This window comes from Moritella marina ATCC 15381, assembly GCF_008931805.1.
In the GTDB taxonomy this organism is placed as follows: domain Bacteria; phylum Pseudomonadota; class Gammaproteobacteria; order Enterobacterales; family Moritellaceae; genus Moritella; species Moritella marina.
This window is the reverse complement of record NZ_CP044399.1, coordinates 594,057-616,315: the sequence shown is the minus strand read 5'-3', so window position 1 is coordinate 616,315 and position 22,259 is coordinate 594,057. Positions and strand designations below refer to the sequence as shown.

12 protein-coding genes and 1 pseudogene are annotated in these 22,259 nt (G+C 43.4%); 1 reads left to right on the top strand and 12 read right to left on the bottom strand.

Features of this window, described 5'->3' with window-relative positions:
- Nucleotides 1-33: 33 nt before the first annotated feature.
- Nucleotides 34-663, top strand: coding sequence for an SHOCT domain-containing protein (locus FR932_RS02745; protein ID WP_019443021.1), 630 nt, complete (start codon nt 34-36; stop codon nt 661-663).
- Between the two features lie 97 nt (nt 664-760).
- On the opposite strand, the gene FR932_RS02740 is transcribed toward FR932_RS02745, so the two are convergent.
- The 12 genes and pseudogenes from FR932_RS02740 to FR932_RS21865 form a co-directional block, all read right to left on the bottom strand.
- Nucleotides 761-2,707, bottom strand: coding sequence for a bifunctional diguanylate cyclase/phosphodiesterase (locus FR932_RS02740; RefSeq protein WP_019443020.1), 1,947 nt, complete (start codon nt 2,705-2,707; stop codon nt 761-763).
- Nucleotides 2,708-2,711: 4 nt separating this feature from the next.
- Entirely contained in the window at nt 2,712-3,356 is a 645-nt protein-coding gene (locus FR932_RS02735; protein WP_151676822.1) for a transglutaminase-like cysteine peptidase, read from the bottom strand.
- Between the two features lie 70 nt (nt 3,357-3,426).
- The gene (locus FR932_RS02730; protein WP_019443254.1) at nt 3,427-4,071 is read right to left on the bottom strand and encodes an OmpA family protein; all 645 of its coding nucleotides are present in this window, start codon (nt 4,069-4,071) and stop codon (nt 3,427-3,429) included.
- Complete coding sequence (locus FR932_RS02725; protein ID WP_019443253.1) at nt 4,071-5,462, bottom strand: TolC family outer membrane protein; 1,392 nt, start codon at nt 5,460-5,462, stop codon at nt 4,071-4,073. The genes FR932_RS02730 and FR932_RS02725 overlap by 1 nt, the downstream gene beginning before the upstream one ends.
- Nucleotides 5,463-5,496: 34 nt before the next feature.
- Nucleotides 5,497-6,864 carry an HlyD family type I secretion periplasmic adaptor subunit gene (locus FR932_RS02720; protein WP_019443252.1) on the bottom strand — a complete coding sequence of 456 codons (1,368 nt, stop codon included), beginning with the start codon at nt 6,862-6,864 and terminating at the stop codon, nt 5,497-5,499.
- Nucleotides 6,861-9,047: a type I secretion system permease/ATPase gene (locus tag FR932_RS02715; protein ID WP_019443251.1), complete on the bottom strand. Its 2,187-nt coding sequence runs from the start codon at nt 9,045-9,047 to the stop codon at nt 6,861-6,863. Before FR932_RS02715 ends, FR932_RS02720 begins: the two co-directional genes overlap by 4 nt.
- A 52-nt stretch (nt 9,048-9,099) precedes the next feature.
- Nucleotides 9,100-15,228, bottom strand: coding sequence for an Ig-like domain-containing protein (locus FR932_RS02710; protein WP_244963937.1), 6,129 nt, complete (start codon nt 15,226-15,228; stop codon nt 9,100-9,102).
- Complete coding sequence (locus FR932_RS21585; protein ID WP_244963930.1) at nt 15,204-19,853, bottom strand: beta strand repeat-containing protein; 4,650 nt, start codon at nt 19,851-19,853, stop codon at nt 15,204-15,206. Before FR932_RS21585 ends, FR932_RS02710 begins: the two co-directional genes overlap by 25 nt.
- Nucleotides 19,828-20,073, bottom strand: coding sequence for an Ig-like domain-containing protein (locus FR932_RS02705; RefSeq protein WP_151676820.1), 246 nt, complete (start codon nt 20,071-20,073; stop codon nt 19,828-19,830). Before FR932_RS02705 ends, FR932_RS21585 begins: the two co-directional genes overlap by 26 nt.
- On the bottom strand, nt 20,045-20,449 hold the full coding sequence (locus FR932_RS21770; RefSeq protein WP_280525753.1) for an Ig-like domain-containing protein: 405 nt from the start codon (nt 20,447-20,449) through the stop codon (nt 20,045-20,047). Before FR932_RS21770 ends, FR932_RS02705 begins: the two co-directional genes overlap by 29 nt.
- 38 nt (nt 20,450-20,487) lie before the next feature.
- Nucleotides 20,488-22,122 (bottom strand): annotated as a pseudogene (locus tag FR932_RS02700) (Ig-like domain-containing protein); the annotation flags it as partial.
- Entirely contained in the window at nt 22,068-22,238 is a 171-nt protein-coding gene (locus tag FR932_RS21865; protein WP_425325882.1) for an Ig-like domain-containing protein, read from the bottom strand. The gene FR932_RS21865 and the pseudogene FR932_RS02700, both read right to left, overlap by 55 nt.
- Nucleotides 22,239-22,259: the final 21 nt, after the last annotated feature.

The following is a 22,259-nucleotide window of genomic DNA, read 5'->3' as shown; positions in this document are numbered from 1 at the left end:
ACCATACAATTTGTTCGACATCAGGGAATAGTTATGAATATTATCAGCCAAAAAATGCGTAAATTATTATTGGTTATCGCGTTACCCGTATTAGCCTCAGGCTGTGCAGGTAATATCGAAAAGCTAAATGCAGACACGGAATTTGGTCCTGCACCGCAAGCTTACCAACAAACCATTAAAGATTATTTTGCCCAAGAGTTGAATAACCCTGAAGTCGCAGAGTATGTTATTAGCGAACCAATGAAATTTTATCGTTCACAACCATCGGTTGCAGGTTTAGGTGGTGGTATAAAATGGCATGCTTGGGTTGCAGAAGTTGGTATTCCAGGTAAAGCGATATTCAAATATTTATCAAGCAGTAATAACGAACTAACGCATTACTATGTTCGCTTTGAAGGCAATAACATTGATACTGTATATGATGGTAAAGGTTATGAATCATTAAAAAATGAAACTGGCTTTACTGTTGGTGAATACGCAAGTATCGACAACATTACAGTCACAGCAGAAACAGCAAAAGTCATCAGTACAGAAAAAGCAGCAGAAGAAGCAGAGTTAATTAACAGCTTTGAATCTATTCGCGCACTAAACAAGCTCTATAAAGAAGGCATTATCACTGAAGAAGAATATAGCCTGAAGAAGAAAGCTATTTTAAAAATATAATTGATTAAAATGCTGTTCTAAATAAAACGCCAAAGTATCACCGATGATATTTTGGCATTTTTATTTGTCTATTTTACGGCGCTATATACTACTCTAATTAATTCATACTCCCGACATCATGCATACTCATCACATCTTCAGGTGCAGAAATATAACCTTGATATCCGGTTGCTCGTAATGATTGGATCTGCTCTAATTGCTGCTGCTCTTCAATCGCAGTCATAATCACTTCGATATTAAGCCCTTTAGCAATATTAACTAACGCGCGACATAACTCATTATTTTGTTGGTTATTACTGTAAAAGGCCAACGATTGGTCTAGTTTTACATAATGCGGTTTTAACTGCTGTAGATAACTTAATGAGCCCATCTGGCGACCACAATGGTCAATTCCCAGTTGCGCCCCCCCTGCACGGATCAGGTCAGCTAGCCGCGTACATTCAACTAAATTATTATTCGCACCGAACTCTGGTATTTCAAAATAAATTTTATCTGCAAACTTCGTTTTCTGCAAAAATGTAGCTAACCATGTATGGAAGTCAGGGTCTTGTAAACTATCATGCGTTAAATTTATCGCAACAGGTTCACTGTTAATCTCCAAAAGACCTTGCTCAACAACCGACTCTAATAAACAACGATCGAGCTGACTACCTAATGATAGCAATTCAACATATGGCATAAATTGGCCTGCGCGCACTTGCTTACCATCAATGTTCAATTGGCAATAGAGTTCACGCTGCATTACCTCATGACTCTCACTATCGAACACGGATTGCCACTGGAATACGAACTGGTTTTGATTAATCGCCGTCATTAAACGTTCGCGCCATTGTTCTCGATTAAACTCTTGCTGGCTTCGACTATCAAACCAACTACTGGCTATATTAGACGAAACGGCCTGCTGTAAAGCGTTATCAGCTTGTGATAATAATTCGCTGGTTTTCATATCAAGAGTACGTTCTGTCACACCAATGGCAAAGCCGCGATTTGGAGCACAACCTGCTTTTGACATCTCTTGATTAATCAACCTGATCAAGGATTGTAAGTATAAATTAATATTCTGACGTTCGCCCTTCGTGATTAATAAAGCAAACTCAGTGTTAGCAATACGGGCAATCACGCTTTCAGCTATTGGCGGTAACTGCTCTTGCATTCGTAGCGCCAATACGCGGATTGTTTCATCACGCACTTGATAACCGTATTTGCTGTAGATCTCTTCCAGCCAATCCATTTTAACTAATAACAGGCCACCATAACCGGGCTCCGTTAACCAACTCGTTATTTGCCCAGTAAGATATTGGCGATTAGGTAAATTAGACACGCCATCAATCAAGTTATCACGACGTAAACTATCCACTTCATTATCTAAGGTATTAAACACTTGCTTAAGCTGTCCTGACATCGAGTTGATCGCCTTAACAACGGTTTTCAATTCCGCTGTTTTTGGCAATGCCATATCAGGGTTAAATACCCGCTGTGCTATCTCACTTGCATGAATAGCAATGTCGTTTAGTGGTGTTAATAATGCCTTCAATCTAAAATGTAATACCAAAATAGACATTAAAAATAAAACCGATATAACTAACAAGGTATTATTCATCACTCGCCATAACTCACGGTAGCCTAAACCAGGGTGTGCTTCAATCTTCAAGTTGGCAAGCTGTAGCCATCCCGATGTAATGACCGTCTCACTGCTTTGGCTGGTAAACAAATCCAAATCAATAAACCATTGCGGTACCCCTTCGACTAAGACAGGGTTTTCCCACTCTTGAACCTGCTGATCAGCTAACCAAGTCAAGCTGACTTTACGGTAAAATCCGCCTTCAAAGATCACGTTAACTAAGGTTTCTGCGGCAACCATATCACCTGTTTGTAAATGTGGTTTTAGCATCAAACTTAACGATGTACTGGCATTATTCAGCTCTGACTCCATTTGATTGGCCATAAAGTGACGAGTTTCAGTAAACTGAAAGTAAGCTAAGCTTGCCATCACTAATACAAAAAGGCCAAATAACAACGAGTAGATCTGTTTAAACAAGGTCATTCCATTACTCCAAACTCAGCTTTGCTTGCTTAAGGTTTAGCAAGCCCATACGCTGATTTAAATTACTCCAACGTTTTAAACGTTGTGATTTACCGGCCAAAACACCTTGGCCTTTTTCTTTGTTTAGCCATAATTGCTTACCGTTAAAACTGTATACCGGCAGCAAATCATTACGCTGATCCGCAGGTTTTATCTCGCCATCAATATTATCCAAAATCAGTGGTACTGAGCCAGGTGTTGGATAATAGGCAACGACCATATGATACTGATTTAGCGTTAAGGACTTAACCATAGTAATACGCATTTTTTCGTCCGCGATCCCGAGCTCTAACAAACTAAAATATTTAGCAATTGCAAAATCTTCACAATCACCACCGTTCACCCCAATAAATTCGATTGGCGTTGCCCAATAGTTTTCAACCCCCCACAGTTTAATATCATCAATAAACCGTAGTTGATTAAAAAAACCATTTACCTGAGCCAGTTTATCAGCGTTAGACGCATCACTCGCGTCTGCCATAATCGTTAACCAAGCACGACCTCGTAGCCCGGCTCGTTGACCATAATTATCAGTCAGCGCAGCCACAATTTTTTGATTATTCAGTTTAGGCACTGATTTCGCTGGTAAACCGAAAACCAGAAATAACATCAGCAGAGCTGTTAACTTAACGAATCGGATACATCCATCCCATGGAAAACGAAACTAATAACACTCACAATTAAAGTGTTTTATCAACACTGTAAATAGTCCATTTCATATCTTGAGTTAAGTTTTCACCGCTTAATTCCGCCACAATGCGGCGATTACGTTTATGTGCAGATTTACTATTGCCTTCATCAAGTAAACGTTCAAAACCATAACCAATCGCCGATACCCGTGACGTTGATACGCCAAATCGATTCACCAACAAATCCATCACAGCTTGCGCTCGACGCTGTGATAAATCCATATTTAATGCTGCACTACCTTGCTTGCTCGAATGACCTTCAATAATCACATCCAGGTCTGGATAACGAGACATAAAATCAGCAAGTTCTTTAATATCACTAAAATATCGCGCTGCAATAACCGCTGAGTTATTACCAAAATTAACCTTTAATTCTTGCCTGACAGTATTAACAGTATCACCACCACAACCGCTATTATTGACTTGTGAACCGAGTACGGAGTTTAAGCACTGCTCACGATAAGTAATAACCCCGTCAGCATCATCATCACTGAGATCATTTTCTTGCAACTGTAGCTCTGGCATCGCGATCGTTTCAGTTGGCGTTGATGGCGCAGCTGCAGTCGCTTGTAATTCTGCGATAGTTTCACAACCTAGCAGCAGAAAACTCATTATAAAAATGCTTAATAATTTCATTACTCAACGCCTCCTGCGTATTGATTTTCACCTTGCCACACAGCAGGTCGGGTCACTCTTAACGAATCTAATAGTTGGCCAGTGGCATTTAATAAACGATATTGAGTAACAATTTCATCAAACTCAGCATCAACAAATTCTTTTCGCGCTTCAAATAATTCATTTTCGGTATCAAGCAGATCAAGAAGACTACGCTGTCCCAGTTTAAACTGTTGTTCATAAGCCGCTTGCGAGTCTTTCGAGGCTATAACATGCTCTTTAATGTACTGCATCTGCAAGCCTAATAGCTCATGCGCATTCCAAGCTAACGTAAACCCTTCCGTGATTTGACGATGCACACTACGATTAATCTCACTCGCTTCTGTGATCTGATATGCCGTTTCTTTCGCTAACGCTTTGTCTCGACCACCTGTATACAAATTATAAGACAAGCGCACCATAGCAGTAACATCATTACTATGACCACCGACGCCATTACCATCCACACCATCCAGATCATTATTAAAATTAGCATCAACTTCGAATGTTACTTTCGGATAATAATTCGATTTAGCAGCATCATGCTGATAGCGCGCAGAGGTAATATCATTATTCGATGATTTAACCACTGGGTGGTTAACAAGCGCATCGCGTAAACCCGTTTCACGATTGACAGGTAACAGCTCTACATCAGGAATAGGAATGACTAAATTATCTGGTTGCTGGTCTGTCACCCGAATGAATTGTGCTTGGTTATCTAAATAATTATTCTTTGCTGAAATAACATTGGATTGTGCACGCGCCAATCGGCCTGTGATTTGTGATAAATCAGCAATACTGCCCAACCCCGAACTTGTCCGTTCTTCGATTTGACCAAAAATAGTTTTATGCGTCGATAAGTTACGCTCTGACAACTCTAAAATGCGCTGACTCTTTAGCAAGTTGGTATACACTTTAGTGACATCCAATGCGACATCTTCAGCAGTACTAAATAAACGCCATTGCTCTGCGCTAGTCGCATAACTTGTACGACTAACATCACTGCTGGTTTGAAAACCACTAAATAAACTTTGTTTAAGACTAACACCAAATTCACCGCGGTTGAGATCCGCTGTTTCATCAGCTGTGGCTCGTGTCCCAGGACTATTGGTATATTCATACCCATAACCAGCTGTTACATTAATGTTAGGTAAATAGCCCGCTTCAGCTTGCTGGACTTGCTCTTCGCGCACTTTAAATTTAGTAAAAGCAATGCGAATATCTGGATGAGTGCTTAACGTCATCGCTACCGCTTCCTCTACAGACTGTGCATTAACAGTTGCAGACCAGCCAATCACTGAGCACAATAGCGCTTGATAAAGAGACCCTTTAGTTAACAATTTAGGCTGACATAAAGCGTCACTAATTGGCATTTTTTTGTCCTTATAATATGTGTTCATGTGCAATTTAAAGCTCCCTGAGAGCCATCGCTTTGGCCCTCAACACTGGATTTAGTATGTACTCAAGTACAGTTCGTTTACCGATAATGACATCAACAGACGTCATCATGCCTGGAATAATGGGCATCTCATTATTGCCCTGAATATCTGAAATATCGGTTCTAACGCGAATGATATAAAAGCTATTACCGTCTTCATCTTGGGTCGTATCAGCACTTATATGCTCAACAACACCTTTCAAACCGCCATATCGAGTGAAATCATAAGCCGTTATTTTGACAACAGCAGTTAAACCTAAATGCACAAAGGCTATATCTTTAGGCTTAATTTTAGCTTCAATTAATAACTTATCCTCTGTTGGTACTATCTCTAGCAAAGCCTGACCAGGCTGAACCACACCACCTAGAGTCCTAATATGGATTGTTTTAATCGTGCCAACAACAGGTGAGACAATCAGGGCTTTATTAACCTTATCTTCCGCCCCGACTTTAGCTTCTGTTATGCGAGAAAACTTACTTTGTAATTCATTGAGTTGTGCTCTGGCATCCGCGCGATAATTGAGTACCGCCTCACGTCGTTTTAATACCGCTTCAGCCATCTCTGATTTTAACTTTGGTACCATCAACTTAATCGAATTCAATTCCCCTTTAATACTATTAACACTGCGCTCTAACTTAAGCAGCTCAACTTCTGAAATAATAAATTTTTTCGCTAATGGTCGCGTTAGCTCTAATTCACGGGCAGCAAGTTTATAGCTTATTTCAAGGGTTTTAATTTTTGATTTTAATTCTTGCTTTTCTTCCACGCGCTGCTGTATCTGCTGCCCTTGGATCGCCACTAAGTTAGTTAAACTATCTAATCGAGCACGATACTCATCTTGTTGGCGCGTCACTAAATAGGGTAAGTTTTGCTGTAAATCATCAGGGAAAAAAAGTGCCGTTTTCGTTATCTTAATTTGTAATTTCCAATTCGGCACATCGGCTACCAAAATACTGCTCAATTCGCTACGCAATCGAATAATGTCAGCACGTAAACTATCAACTTCCTGACGTTGCTGCGCTAGATCTGCTCTAAAACGGGTATCATCGATACGCGCTAAAGCTTGGTTATTCGTCACTAATGCACCTTCTTGTACATATAACTCTTGTAAAATACCACCATCCAAACTCTGGATTATTTGGATTTGAGAAGAAGGAACCACCTTTCCCATGCCAGTGGTAACACGATCTAACTTGGCAAAATAAGCCCAAATGATAAAGCTAAATACAAAAGCGGTGACTGCCCATATAGTTAATCGATGAATACGCGGGCTTTGCGTTAACAGCGCACCATAAACGTCATCCGCCATTTCAAGATCTTGTTTGCTTATTTTCATTGTGTTGCTCCTGGAACTAAAGCACCACTTTTAAGCTTTTCAAGAATGAGTGCTTTTGGACCATCTGCGACTAAGCGACCTTTATCTAATACAATTATTCGGTCAACCAATTGTAATAAATGCATTTTATGTGTAATCAACAATAGTGTACGATCTTTAGCAATGAGTTGCATTGAGTTAATAAATTGCTTCTCAGAGCGTGCATCAAGGCTGGCTGTCGGTTCATCTAATAACAGAATCTGTGGGTCATTTAAGATTGCTCGCGCCAAAGCAATAGACTGACGCTGACCACGAGATAGCGCTTTACCGCCTTCACCGACTTGTTGATCCAGACCTTGAGAGTCAAGATCGGTAAACATATTCACACCAGAGAACTGCACTGCTCGGATCAATTGATATTCAGTGATTTGTTTCGCACCAAACAAAATATTTTCTTTAATCGTACCGTGGAACAAGGTGATATCTTGCGGTAAATAGCCGAAGTTACGACGTAGATCACTCGGGTGTATCTGCTGTTGACTCATGCCATCAAACTGCAAACTACCTGTTGTTGGTTGGTATAAACCTAGTAATAATTTAGCTAAGGTACTTTTCCCTGAACCATTACGTCCAATGATCGCGACTTTCTCACCAGGTTTAATTTGTAAAGACAGAGGGTATAAGCTCGGTTTATCAATGTCTGGATAGCTAAAACCAAGTTGCTCTAAGCCTATTCTACCTTCGAGTTTATTGCGACTTGGCAGGTGTGCTTTATCTTCAAACTCATCAACTTGTTCCATTATTGCATCGAGTTGGCGCATCGCACTGATAGTTTGATTAGAACGAGTCATGAGTGAGGCAATCTTAGCCATAGGTGAAATTGCACGACTCGACAACATTACAGCGGCAATGATTGCCCCCATCGATATCTCGTTTTCAGCAACGCGATACACCCCTAACACGACCACACCAATAACAGATACTTGTACAATCAAGCTAGCCACATTGGCCACAGAGTTAGTGATCACTTTCGCTTTCAGCTGCCAAGTAGAAATGTGCCCAAGCATTTGTTGCCAGCTTTGTTGTACCACACCTTCAGCACCGTTAGCTTTAATCAACTCAAGTACCGAGAGGCTTTCGACTAAATGACCATGCCGTAGGCTAGAGAATTTATTACCTTCTTCAATCGCATGACGTAAACGCGGTTGTATCATTAAGGTATACCCGATTATCAGTAAGGTAGCGATAACCGAAAACATGGCTAAATCTCCGGCAACGAGCCAGATAATCACCATGAATAAGATAGCAAAAGGTAAATCAACTAAGGCGGTTATTGTCGCGGAAGATAAAAACTCCCTCACACTATCAAACTCGCTGAGTTGTTTAGCCATACCACCCACACTCGATGCGCGTTTTTCTAATGGCATGCCAATCACTTTAGCAAATAGTTTCGCAGACGTTTCTAAATCAACTTTTTTACCCGCGACATCGATAAGGTAGCCACGTAATTGCTTCATGATGAAGTCAAAAATATAAGCCACAGTTGCGCCAATAGCTAATACCCAAAGCGATTCAAACGCTAAGTTAGGCACGACCTTATCATACACGTTCATCACAAATAGCGGTGATACTAAAGCAAATAAATTGACTAAGACCGAAGCGATAATAACATCACGATAAATAGAGTTCGAAGACTTTACAGTTTGCCATAACCAGTGTTTTTTAGTGTCATGTAAATGCACATCAAATTCACGATCGCCGTGGTATTGCTGCTTAACTAAGAACAGATAACCCACATAAATGGCTTCTAATTCAACGATAGTCAGTAATACTTCACCGCCTGTTTCCGGCATGGAAATAACCGCTTTATCAGCAGCAAAATCCAATTCTTGTAACACACAAGCCTGTTGATCTTTTAACAATAAAATACACGGCAATAACATGCGTGGTAATTCATTCAGGCCTTTTTGACTTAATTTTGCACTTAATCCTGCTCGGGATGCAGCTTGAGGCACCAATTCAGGTGAAAGATGTGCCCCCGATATAGATAGACCAGCCGTCAACGCTTCACCCGAACACGGGTTACCGAAGTGTTCAGTCAGTAAGATTAAACAATCCAGCAGTGGATCTTCAACAGTCTGTTGAGACGGATGAATGTTCCACTGTGATGTTGACGCTGTATTCGCTGCTGCCTGCACTACCATTTATTCCCTTAAATTTAACTACTATCATTCAATGACTAAAAGTTGAAGTTATTTAGAAGACCAACGGATCGTCTAAGTCATTCAATATACTGTTGATACCGTCCTTGCTAGTAAGGTCAACATTACTATAAGCGGCACTTAAGTCAACATTATCTAAAATGATCACTTGGCTGATACCTGCGCCATTACCTTCAGTGTGAATATTGATCGTTGTCGTAACACTACCATCACTTTCATTTGTAAAGCTCATGTCTAAATAATTGCTTAGATCATCACTTCCAACACCTTGCAGTAAATCGCTCAAATCTAACTTATCTTTACCAATATCAAAATCAGTAATGTGATCAGTAGCTGGAGCTTGCTCTGTACCTTGATCACCATCAAACCACACTGCAGTATCAATACCAGCACCACCTGTAAGTATATCATCACCACTGCCACCGATTAGCGTATCTTCGCCGTCACCACCAATTAATATATCTCCCCCCTCTTGACCCATGAGTAAGTCATCACCAGTACCGCCTCTTAAATCATCGGTATTAGCACCACCAACTAAAGCGTCATCACCGCCATTACCAATTAATATATCTGCGCTGTCACTACCGAGTAAAATCTCATCGAGTTTACTACCGGTAATAGTTAAACCACTAATTTCTTTAAAGTTAACTGTTGCTTGATCGTTTGCATCATTATTATTTAATGTATAGTCGAAACTAACGTCGTCAAGGTTATTACCTGAAGTAACTGTTACTTCAACCATATCGTACTGCGAATTATGAGTAATAACTGTTGTGTCCGTCTCATTGCTAATCGCTGAGATATTACCTGATAAACCTTTCGTATCGTTATGCAACAATGCCAATGTCGGGATTTCTAATATGGTTAATCCGTTTTGATTAGTTAAAATTAAATCACGGTTAGCATCCAAATTGGCTTGATACTCCAAATTGATAATCATATCAAGCTGCGTACTATCACCATCGTTATCTACAATAGTAATATTGAAAATATCTTGTTCGCCAGTGATACTTTTATCTAACTCAATTTTGTAACTATATTCTAATGTCGCTAAATCTAAGGTCAGCGTGCCACCTTTAGCTGTGTCGATTGATATTTCAGACGTTGCATCACCCGGTTGATAGTAATAAGTAACGCCATCAATTGTAATTTCGGATATAAAGCCACCATCAGCCCCTAAAGCAGCGCCAGCATTACCACTAGCCGCTAGCAATGAAACATTACCACTAAGAATACCACCATCAATAGTACTTAATAACGTATCAGATAGTTCCACAGCAGACGATATTCTAATTGTATTCGGTTCAACTTCACCATTATCACCAGTATTCGGGTAACCAATCGGATTTAGCTCATTTAATGAAGTAGAGCCACCAATACCAATCGAGAATGACGTATCAATATTGTTATTATCAATAAAGTTTTCCCATGCTATTTTAGCATTATTATCAATGCCATGATTGTTACTTGGTGCACCATCAGAGATAAAATAAACAAGGGATTTATCGGCAACATTACCTTGTGGCACTTGGTAATTATCCATCACGGAATCAAGCGCTTTATCGTAGTGTGTACCGCCTCCGGTCTGAATTCCATCTAAGTAGTTACTAGCCTTATTAAGGTCATCTTCAAACCACTGTGACTCTATAACACTGCTACTAAAAGTAACAAATTGAACATTCACATTACCTACTTTATCGTATTCAAAAAGCATACTAGCAATAGCTTCTTTAGCTAAATCCATACGGCTAGGTCCAGAATTCCCCGCTGCAGCACTTCCCATTGAACCAGATTTGTCTAACACTACGATTAAATTAACTGTATATGCTTCCGATGCGGCTTCAAGAGTTAATTCGACATCATTAGCAACCGGAGCATCATCGACAATGCTCACGTCAAACTGTGCAGTTGTTTGATGACCACTACTTTGGTCCGTCAGTTGGTAAGTAATTGAATCTGTTGTACCCTCACCACCGACATTGACAGCATTATCGAGTGTATAAGTATAATCACCCGCTCTATTGCTACCATCATCAGCAATATAAACAACCAAAGAACCCTGATCCATGCTCACCGTTATAGTTGATGAACCGCCAGTAGCTGTAGAACCATCGACCTCTGTAATCGTTGTAGACGCGCCAATACCAGCATCATTATCAAGTAAGTTACCAGTAAGGACAGTAACCGAGTTTCCTTCTGATGTTCCGCCTGTTAATCCTGATTCAAACACAGTGCCACTATCATTAAATGCTGTCGAATCACCCGCATGCTCAACAGTCAAAGTTGCTTTACTCGTATCTCCATCTGAATCGAAAATTACATATTCGAACGCTTCAGGGGAGATATCAATATCAACAACAGGGATTGTGATACCAGTAAGTACCATCGCTGAGTTATTGTAATTTTGGTGTATTGCAATATAAGAAACATCACTGCTGAAAGTAAAATCTTGAGATACAATTTTATCCGCGTCACCAGAAGCCCAACCTCCAGCTCCAACTCGAGAGCCGGTAGCATCATAGCCATAAATATAAATAAATTCATTAGTGCCAAAATCTGCAAAATCTAAAGTAATTTTTGAGGTTGATGTACCTAAATCAAGTACTATTGATTCATCTTTTCCTATTTTTGAACCTGATCCCGAACCAACTCCAATACCATCCAGATTGACATTTGATATAGCACTATTACTTTGGCTATCAAGATTATTCAAATTACCTACATTTAACCCATTCCAAGGATTATCTGCCCCAAATACATTATTATTATCAGCTGCCGATGCAGTAAGGCCATAAACACCTATACCAGTACCATTCCAATTCAATTTGTCGCTAGGATCTAAAACTCCATTCGCGACTAACGTGTCGTTAACTGATGAAGTATAATTATAACTTCCATCTTCTTCGAAAGTGATAGATCCGTTATTCGTATTCAACGTTAATGTACCATTAACTAAACTCTGGCCATTAACCTCCGTTAAACTAACAGTATCGACACTGACTTGATCTTCACCATCAGTTTGCCCGCCCGCACCTGTAATGACGTTACCGTAAATAGTACCGCCGTAACCAACACTATCAAGGTCATCAACTGCAGTCGGTTCACCGTCTAAAACGACAACGTCAAGTTGCACTGTTGTAGATGCAGTTTCATTACTACCTATACCGTTCGCTTCTGTTGACGTAGCCGTGAAACTTAACGTATGCGTAGTAGATACACCTGTCGCAGTACCATTGAAAGTCAGGTCTGCGAGATTCCAATCGCTAATATCAATATCATTGCCATCGCTGGTCACTGAGTTAGTACCATCACTTATAACAGCGCCAATCGGCACACCACTAACAACGAGACCAAGAGACTCTGAACCATCGATATCAACAAGCGCAGCTGTTACAGTCGACAATTGTATATCCTGCCCTTCCATTCCTTCATTGAGGCGGACCGGATAGAAGCCACCATCACTATTAACGTCATTATGACCGCTATGTTGCGCGCCTAAATTGTTGATTTCATCTATATCTGTATAAGTCGGTAACACAGATAACTCTTGTGCTGAGCCACCATTAATTTTAACGCTAACATCATAAGACCCTGGACCAGCGGCATTATAACCATACATTTCAAAACTGTAATAACCAGATTCTGTAGGTGTATAAGCAGAAGATGTATAATTACCCCAATTATCATACCCCTGAGAAAATACGACATCCCCACCGATTTCCATATGGAAGGTATCATCGCGATAACCAGTAAATTCGTAACTTGTACCAGCTTCTAAATAAACTAAACCAGTCGCTCTAACAGCGGTATCAGCCGGTAAATTAATTCGGCCGCCATTATCAGTTAACTCTGATAAATTACCTGTCGATGTTGGTGTTTCATTAGCAAGCGCCTGTTCCATATACCCCGCATTTGAACCAGATACTTGAGCGGTAGTAAAAGCAATAACATTACTAAATGTTTCAACGAGTAAGCCTGAACCTTGAGGTGGCGTGTAATCAGCAGGAGCAATGACGTTATTGGAAAGTGTTATTGTTGGTGCATCAGCAACAGCTTCAACATTTACTGAACCTGTAGCTGAATTACTCCATTCATGACCATCAGAAACACTAAATTCAAAGCTACTGTAATCTGAACCCGATTCATGTTCGTCATTAACAAACCTTAAATTACCATCATTAATATCACTGATTGATATTTCCTGTCCTTCAGTAACATTAACCCAGGTATTGCCTACGAATACTTGAATGTCACCTTCTGAAGCTAAAGAATCAATACGCACACTAGCTAATGTATCGCCTTGGGTATCTGTAAAGTTAAAGTCAGTTTCATTCAGTATATAAGCAACGTCTTCAACCGAATTAATAATACTGTCGACAGTCGTTGGCGTTGCATTGATGATCAACTCACTATTGGTGCTGTCTATAGATTGATTTCCAGCGCTATCAGTAACGGTTGCTTCGACGTTGTAAGTTTGACCATCAAGGAATGGTGCCAGCGTGCCGCTATCAACTGTTGCCGTCTCTGTATCAATGCTCCAGTTCCCGTTGGTCACTGTAACGTTATTATAGGTTGCGCCGTTCACCGTCACGGTTAAGCTTTCACCGTCTGCAACTACCGCTGAACCCGTAATAACAGGACTTGTGTCACTTGTCGTTTGTGCGATCACGGTCGGCACGCTTGGCACAAGCGTATCAACAGTAATCGTATCACTATGACCTGTTCCGGCATTACCTGTTGCATCGCTGTAACTGCCATCGGCAACCGTGATAGTTGCGCTACCATCAAAGTTATCATTCGGAGTAAACGTCGCAGTCCAAACAGTTGGATCTGCCGTTGCCACAAGCGCCGTGATAGTCCCATTTGGCGAGTTAATATCACCGATAACGAAATCACTTGGTGCTTCGCTAAACGTAAAGGTTACGCCTGATGTTTCACCATCACTTAATGCGCTTTCAGTAAACGCGATAGCCAGTGTTGGATTAACCGTATCAACGATGATCGCATCGGTATTACCGCTGCCCAGATTGCCCGCGGCATCGGTGTAACTGTCGTTATCAACCGTGATTGTCGCGCTACCATCAAAGTTATCATTCGGAGTAAACGTCGCAGTCCAAACAGTTGGATCTGCCGTTGCCACAAGCGCCGTGATCGTGCCATTCGGCGAGTTAATATCACCGATAACGAAATCACTCGGTGCTTCGCTAAAGGTAAACGTGACTGCTGATGTCTCACCATCGCTTAATGCGCTTTCAGTAAACGCGATAGCCAATGTTGGATTAACCGTATCAACGATGATCGCATCCGTATTACCGCTGCCCAGGTTGCCCGCGGCATCGGTGTAACTGTCGTTATCAACCGTGATTGTCGCGCTACCATCAAAGTTATCATTGGGTGTAAACGTCGCAGTCCAGATTTTTCCATTCGTTGCATCTTGAACAAGGTTCGTCATCGTGCCATTCGGCGAGTTGATATCACCGATAACGAAATCACTTGGTGCTTCGCTAAACGTAAAGGTTACGCCTGATGTTTCACCATCACTTAATGCGCTTTCAGTAAACGCGATAGCCAGTGTTGGATTAACCGTATCAACGATGATCGCATCGGTATTACCGCTGCCCAGATTGCCCGCGGCATCGGTGTAACTGTCGTTATCAACCGTGATTGTCGCGCTACCATCAAAGTTATCATTCGGAGTAAACGTCGCAGTCCAAACAGTTGGATCTGCCGTTGCCACAAGCGCCGTGATCGTGCCATTCGGCGAGTTAATATCACCGATAACGAAATCACTCGGTGCTTCGCTAAAGGTAAACGTGACTGCTGATGTCTCACCATCGCTTAATGCGCTTTCAGTAAACGCGATAGCCAATGTTGGATTAACCGTATCAACGATGATCGCATCCGTATTACCGCTGCCCAGGTTGCCCGCGGCATCGGTGTAACTGTCGTTATCAACCGTGATTGTCGCGCTACCATCAAAGTTATCATTGGGTGTAAACGTCGCAGTCCAGATTTTTCCATTCGTTGCATCTTGAACAAGGTTCGTCATCGTGCCATTCGGCGAGTTGATATCACCGATAACGAAATCACTCGGTGCTTCGCTAAACGTAAACGTGACAGCGGATGTCTCACCATCACTTAATGCGCTTTCAGCAAACGCGATAGCCAGTGTTGGATTAACCGTATCAACTGTGATCGCATCAGTATTGCCGCTGCCCAGGTTGCCCGCAGCATCGGTGTAACGGTCGTTGTCGACAGTGATTGTCGCGCTACCATCAAAGTTATCATTCGGGTATACGTCGCAGTCCAAACAGTTGGATCTGCCGTTGCCACAAGCGCCGTGATAGTCCCATTTGGCGAGTTAATATCACCGATAACGAAATCACTTGGTGCTTCGCTAAACGTAAAGGTTACGCCTGATGTTTCACCATCACTTAATGCGCTTTCAGTAAACGCGATAGCCAATGTTGGATTAACCGTATCAACGATGATCGCATCCGTATTACCGCTGCCCAGGTTGCCCGCGGCATCGGTGTAACTGTCGTTATCAACCGTGATTGTCGCGCTACCATCAAAGTTATCATTCGGGGTAAACGTCGCAGTCCAGATCTTCCCATTCGTTGCATCTTGAACAAGGTTCGTCATCGTGCCATTCGGCGAATTAATATCACCGATAACGAAATCACTCGGTACTTCTGAGAACGTAAAGGTTACGTCTGATGTTTCACCATCGCTTAATGCGCTTTCAGCAAACGCGATAGCCAGTGTTGGATTAACCGTATCAACTGTGATCGCATCAGTATTGCCGCTGCCCAGGTTGCCCGCAGCATCGGTGTAACTGTCGTTGTCGACAGTGATTGTCGCGCTACCATCAAAGTTATCATTCGGGGTAAACGTCGCAGTCCAAACAGTTGGATCTGCCGTTGCCACAAGCGCCGTGATAGTCCCATTTGGCGAGTTAATATCACCGATAACGAAATCACTTGGTGCTTCGCTAAACGTAAAGGTTACGCCTGATGTTTCACCATCACTTAATGCGCTTTCAGTAAACGCGATAGCCAGTGTTGGATTAACCGTATCAACGGTGATCGCATCCGTATTACCGCTGCCCAGGTTGCCCGCGGCATCGGTGTAACTGTCGTTATCAACCGTGATTGTCGCGCTACCATCAAAGTTATCATTCGGGGTAAACGTCGCAGTCCAGATCTTCCCATTCGTTGCATCTTGAACAAGGTTCGTCATCGTGCCATTCGGCGAATTAATATCACCGATAACGAAATCACTCGGTACTTCTGAGAACGTAAAGGTTACGTCTGATGTTTCACCATCGCTTAATGCGCTTTCAGTAAACGCGATAGCCAATGTTGGATTAACCGTATCAACGATGATCGCATCCGTATTACCGCTGCCCAGGTTGCCCGCGGCATCGGTGTAACTGTCGTTATCAACCGTGATTGTCGCGCTACCATCAAAGTTATCATTGGGTGTAAACGTCGCAGTCCAGATTTTTCCATTCGTTGCATCTTGAACAAGGTTCGTCATCGTGCCATTCGGCGAGTTGATATCACCGATAACGAAATCACTCGGTGCTTCGCTAAACGTAAACGTGACAGCGGATGTCTCACCATCACTTAATGCGCTTTCAGCAAACGCGATAGCCAGTGTTGGATTAACCGTATCAACTGTGATCGCATCAGTATTGCCGCTGCCCAGGTTGCCCGCAGCATCGGTGTAACGGTCGTTGTCGACAGTGATTGTCGCGCTACCATCAAAGTTATCATTCGGGGTATACGTCGCAGTCCAAACAGTTGGATCTGCCGTTGCCACAAGCGCCGTGATAGTCCCATTTGGCGAGTTAATATCACCGATAACGAAATCACTTGGTGCTTCGCTAAACGTAAAGGTTACGCCTGATGTTTCACCATCACTTAATGCGCTTTCAGTAAACGCGATAGCCAATGTTGGATTAACCGTATCAACGATGATCGCATCCGTATTACCGCTGCCCAGGTTGCCCGCGGCATCGGTGTAACTGTCGTTATCAACCGTGATTGTCGCGCTACCATCAAAGTTATCATTCGGGGTAAACGTCGCAGTCCAGATCTTCCCATTCGTTGCATCTTGAACAAGGTTCGTCATCGTGCCATTCGGCGAATTAATATCACCGATAACGAAATCACTCGGTACTTCTGAGAACGTAAAGGTTACGTCTGATGTTTCACCATCGCTTAATGCGCTTTCAGCAAACGCGATAGCCAGTGTTGGATTAACCGTATCAACTGTGATCGCATCAGTATTGCCGCTGCCCAGGTTGCCCGCAGCATCGGTGTAACTGTCGTTGTCGACAGTGATTGTCGCGCTACCATCAAAGTTATCATTCGGGGTAAACGTCGCAGTCCAAACAGTTGGATCTGCCGTTGCCACAAGCGCCGTGATAGTCCCATTTGGCGAGTTAATATCACCGATAACGAAATCACTTGGTGCTTCGCTAAAGGTAAACGTGACTGCTGATGTCTCACCATCGCTTAATGCGCTTTCAGTAAACGCGATAGCCAATGTTGGATTAACCGTATCAACGATGATCGCATCCGTATTACCGCTGCCCAGGTTGCCCGCGGCATCGGTGTAACTGTCGTTATCAACCGTGATTGTCGCGCTACCATCAAAGTTATCATTGGGTGTAAACGTCGCAGTCCAGATTTTTCCATTCGTTGCATCTTGAACAAGGTTCGTCATCGTGCCATTCGGCGAGTTGATATCACCGATAACGAAATCACTTGGTGCTTCGCTAAACGTAAAGGTTACGCCTGATGTTTCACCATCACTTAATGCGCTTTCAGTAAACGCGATAGCCAGTGTTGGATTAACCGTATCAACGATGATCGCATCGGTATTACCGCTGCCCAGATTGCCCGCGGCATCGGTGTAACTGTCGTTATCAACCGTGATTGTCGCGCTACCATCAAAGTTATCATTCGGAGTAAACGTCGCAGTCCAAACAGTTGGATCTGCCGTTGCCACAAGCGCCGTGATCGTGCCATTCGGCGAGTTAATATCACCGATAACGAAATCACTTGGTGCTTCTGAGAACGTAAAGGTTACGTCTGATGTTTCACCATCGCTTAATGCGCTTTCAGCAAACGCGATAGCCAGTGTTGGATTAACCGTATCAACGATGATCGCATCGGTATTACCGCTGCCTAGGTTGCCCGCTGCATCGGTATAACTGTCGTTGTCGACAGTGATTTTCGCGCTACCATCAAAGTTATCATTAGGGGTAAACGTCGCAGTCCAGATCTTCCCATTCGTTGCATCTTGAACAAGGTTCGTCATCGTGCCATTCGGCGAATTAATATCACCGATAACGAAATCACTCGGTGCTTCGCTAAAGGTAAACGTGACTGCTGATGTTTCACCATCACTTAATGCGCTTTCAGTAAACGCGATAGCCAGTGTTGGATTAACCGTATCAACCGTGATCGCATCCGTATTGCCGCTGCCCAGGTTGCCCGCGGCATCGGTGTAACTGTCGTTATCAACCGTGATTGTCGCGCTACCATCAAAGTTATCATTAGGAGTAAACGTCGCAGTCCAAACAGTTGGATCTGCCGTTGCCACAAGCGCCGTGATCGTGCCATTCGGCGAGTTAATATCACCGATAACGAAATCACTCGGTGCTTCGCTAAAGGTAAACGTGACTGCTGATGTCTCACCATCGCTTAATGCGCTTTCAGTAAACGCGATAGCCAGTGTTGGATTAACCGTATCAACGATGATCGCATCGGTATTACCGCTGCCTAGGTTGCCCGCGGCATCGGTATAACTGTCGTTATCAACCGTGATTGTCGCGCTACCATCAAAGTTATCATTGGGTGTAAACGTCGCAGTCCAGATTTTTCCATTCGTTGCATCTTGAACAAGGTTCGTCATCGTGCCATTCGGCGAGTTGATATCACCGATAACGAAATCACTCGGTGCTTCGCTAAACGTAAACGTGACAGCGGATGTCTCACCATCACTTAATGCGCTTTCAGCAAACGCGATAGCCAGTGTTGGATTAACCGTATCAACTGTGATCGCATCAGTATTGCCGCTGCCCAGGTTGCCCGCAGCATCGGTGTAACGGTCGTTGTCGACAGTTATTGTCGCGCTACCATCAAAGTCATCACTTGGGGTAAACGTCGCAGTCCAAACAGTTGGATCTGCCGTTGCCACAAGCGCCGTGATCGTGCCATTCGGCGAATTAATATCACCGATAACGAAATCACTCGGTACTTCGCTAAAGGTAAACGTGACTGCTGATGTCTCACCATCGCTTAATGCGCTTTCAGTAAACGCGATAGCCAGTGTTGGATTAACCGTATCAACGATGATCGCATCCGTATTACCGCTGCCCAGGTTGCCCGCGGCATCGGTGTAACTGTCGTTATCAACCGTGATTGTCGCGCTACCATCAAAGTTATCATTGGGTGTAAACGTCGCAGTCCAGATTTTTCCATTCGTTGCATCTTGAACAAGGTTCGTCATCGTGCCATTCGGCGAGTTGATATCACCGATAACGAAATCACTCGGTGCTTCGCTAAACGTAAACGTGACAGCGGATGTCTCACCATCACTTAATGCGCTTTCAGCAAACGCGATAGCCAGTGTTGGATTAACCGTATCAACTGTGATCGCATCAGTATTGCCGCTGCCCAGGTTGCCCGCAGCATCGGTGTAACGGTCGTTGTCGACAGTGATTGTCGCGCTACCATCAAAGTTATCATTCGGGTATACGTCGCAGTCCAAACAGTTGGATCTGCCGTTGCCACAAGCGCCGTGATAGTCCCATTTGGCGAGTTAATATCACCGATAACGAAATCACTTGCGCTTCGCTAAACGTAAAGGTTACGCCTGATGTTTCACCATCACTTAATGCGCTTTCAGTAAACGCGATAGCCAATGTTGGATTAACCGTATCAACGATGATCGCATCCGTATTACCGCTGCCTTGGGTTGCCCGCGGCATCGGTGTAACTGTCGTTATCAACCGTGATTGTCGCGCTACCATCAAAGTTATCATTCGGGGTAAACGTCGCAGTCCAGATCTTCCCATTCGTTGCATCTTGAACAAGGTTCGTCATCGTGCCATTCGGCGAATTAATATCACCGATAACGAAATCACTCGGTACTTCTGAGAACGTAAAGGTTACGTCTGATGTTTCACCATCGCTTAATGCGCTTTCAGCAAACGCGATAGCCAGTGTTGGATTAACCGTATCAACTGTGATCGCATCAGTATTGCCGCTGCCCAGGTTGCCCGCAGCATCGGTGTAACTGTCGTTGTCGACAGTGATTGTCGCGCTACCATCAAAGTTATCATTCGGGTAAACGTCGCAGTCCAAACAGTTGGATCTGCCGTTGCCACAAGCGCCGTGATAGTCCCATTTGGCGAGTTAATATCACCGATAACGAAATCACTTGGTGCTTCGCTAAACGTAAAGGTTACGCCTGATGTTTCACCATCACTTAATGCGCTTTCAGTAAACGCGATAGCCAGTGTTGGATTAACCGTATCAACGGTGATCGCATCCGTATTACCGCTGCCCAGGTTGCCCGCGGCATCGGTGTAACTGTCGTTATCAACCGTGATTGTCGCGCTACCATCAAAGTTATCATTCGGGGTAAACGTCGCAGTCCAGATCTTCCCATTCGTTGCATCTTGAACAAGGTTCGTCATCGTGCCATTCGGCGAATTAATATCACCGATAACGAAATCACTCGGTACTTCTGAGAACGTAAAGGTTACGTCTGATGTTTCACCATCGCTTAATGCGCTTTCAGTAAACGCGATAGCCAATGTTGGATTAACCGTATCAACGATGATCGCATCCGTATTACCGCTGCCCAGGTTGCCCGCGGCATCGGTGTAACTGTCGTTATCAACCGTGATTGTCGCGCTACCATCAAAGTTATCATTGGGTGTAAACGTCGCAGTCCAGATTTTTCCATTCGTTGCATCTTGAACAAGGTTCGTCATCGTGCCATTCGGCGAGTTGATATCACCGATAACGAAATCACTCGGTGCTTCGCTAAACGTAAACGTGACAGCGGATGTCTCACCATCACTTAATGCGCTTTCAGCAAACGCGATAGCCAGTGTTGGATTAACCGTATCAACTGTGATCGCATCAGTATTGCCGCTGCCCAGGTTGCCCGCAGCATCGGTGTAACTGTCGTTGTCGACAGTGATTGTCGCGCTACCATCAAAGTTATCATTCGGGGTATACGTCGCAGTCCAAACAGTTGGATCTGCCGTTGCCACAAGCGCCGTGATAGTCCCATTTGGCGAGTTAATATCACCGATAACGAAATCACTTGGTGCTTCGCTAAACGTAAAGGTTACGCCTGATGTTTCACCATCACTTAATGCGCTTTCAGTAAACGCGATAGCCAATGTTGGATTAACCGTATCAACGATGATCGCATCCGTATTACCGCTGCCCAGGTTGCCCGCGGCATCGGTGTAACTGTCGTTATCAACCGTGATTGTCGCGCTACCATCAAAGTTATCATTCGGGGTAAACGTCGCAGTCCAGATCTTCCCATTCGTTGCATCTTGAACAAGGTTCGTCATCGTGCCATTCGGCGAATTAATATCACCGATAACGAAATCACTCGGTACTTCTGAGAACGTAAAGGTTACGTCTGATGTTTCACCATCGCTTAATGCGCTTTCAGCAAACGCGATAGCCAGTGTTGGATTAACCGTATCAACTGTGATCGCATCAGTATTGCCGCTGCCCAGGTTGCCCGCAGCATCGGTGTAACTGTCGTTGTCGACAGTGATTGTCGCGCTACCATCAAAGTTATCATTCGGGGTAAACGTCGCAGTCCAAACAGTTGGATCTGCCGTTGCCACAAGCGCCGTGATAGTCCCATTTGGCGAGTTAATATCACCGATAACGAAATCACTTGGTGCTTCGCTAAAGGTAAACGTGACTGCTGATGTCTCACCATCGCTTAATGCGCTTTCAGTAAACGCGATAGCCAATGTTGGATTAACCGTATCAACGATGATCGCATCCGTATTACCGCTGGGTTGCCCGCGGCATCGGTGTAACTGTCGTTATCAACCGTGATTGTCGCGCTACCATCAAAGTTATCATTGGGTGTAAACGTCGCAGTCCAGATTTTCCATTCGTTGCATCTTGA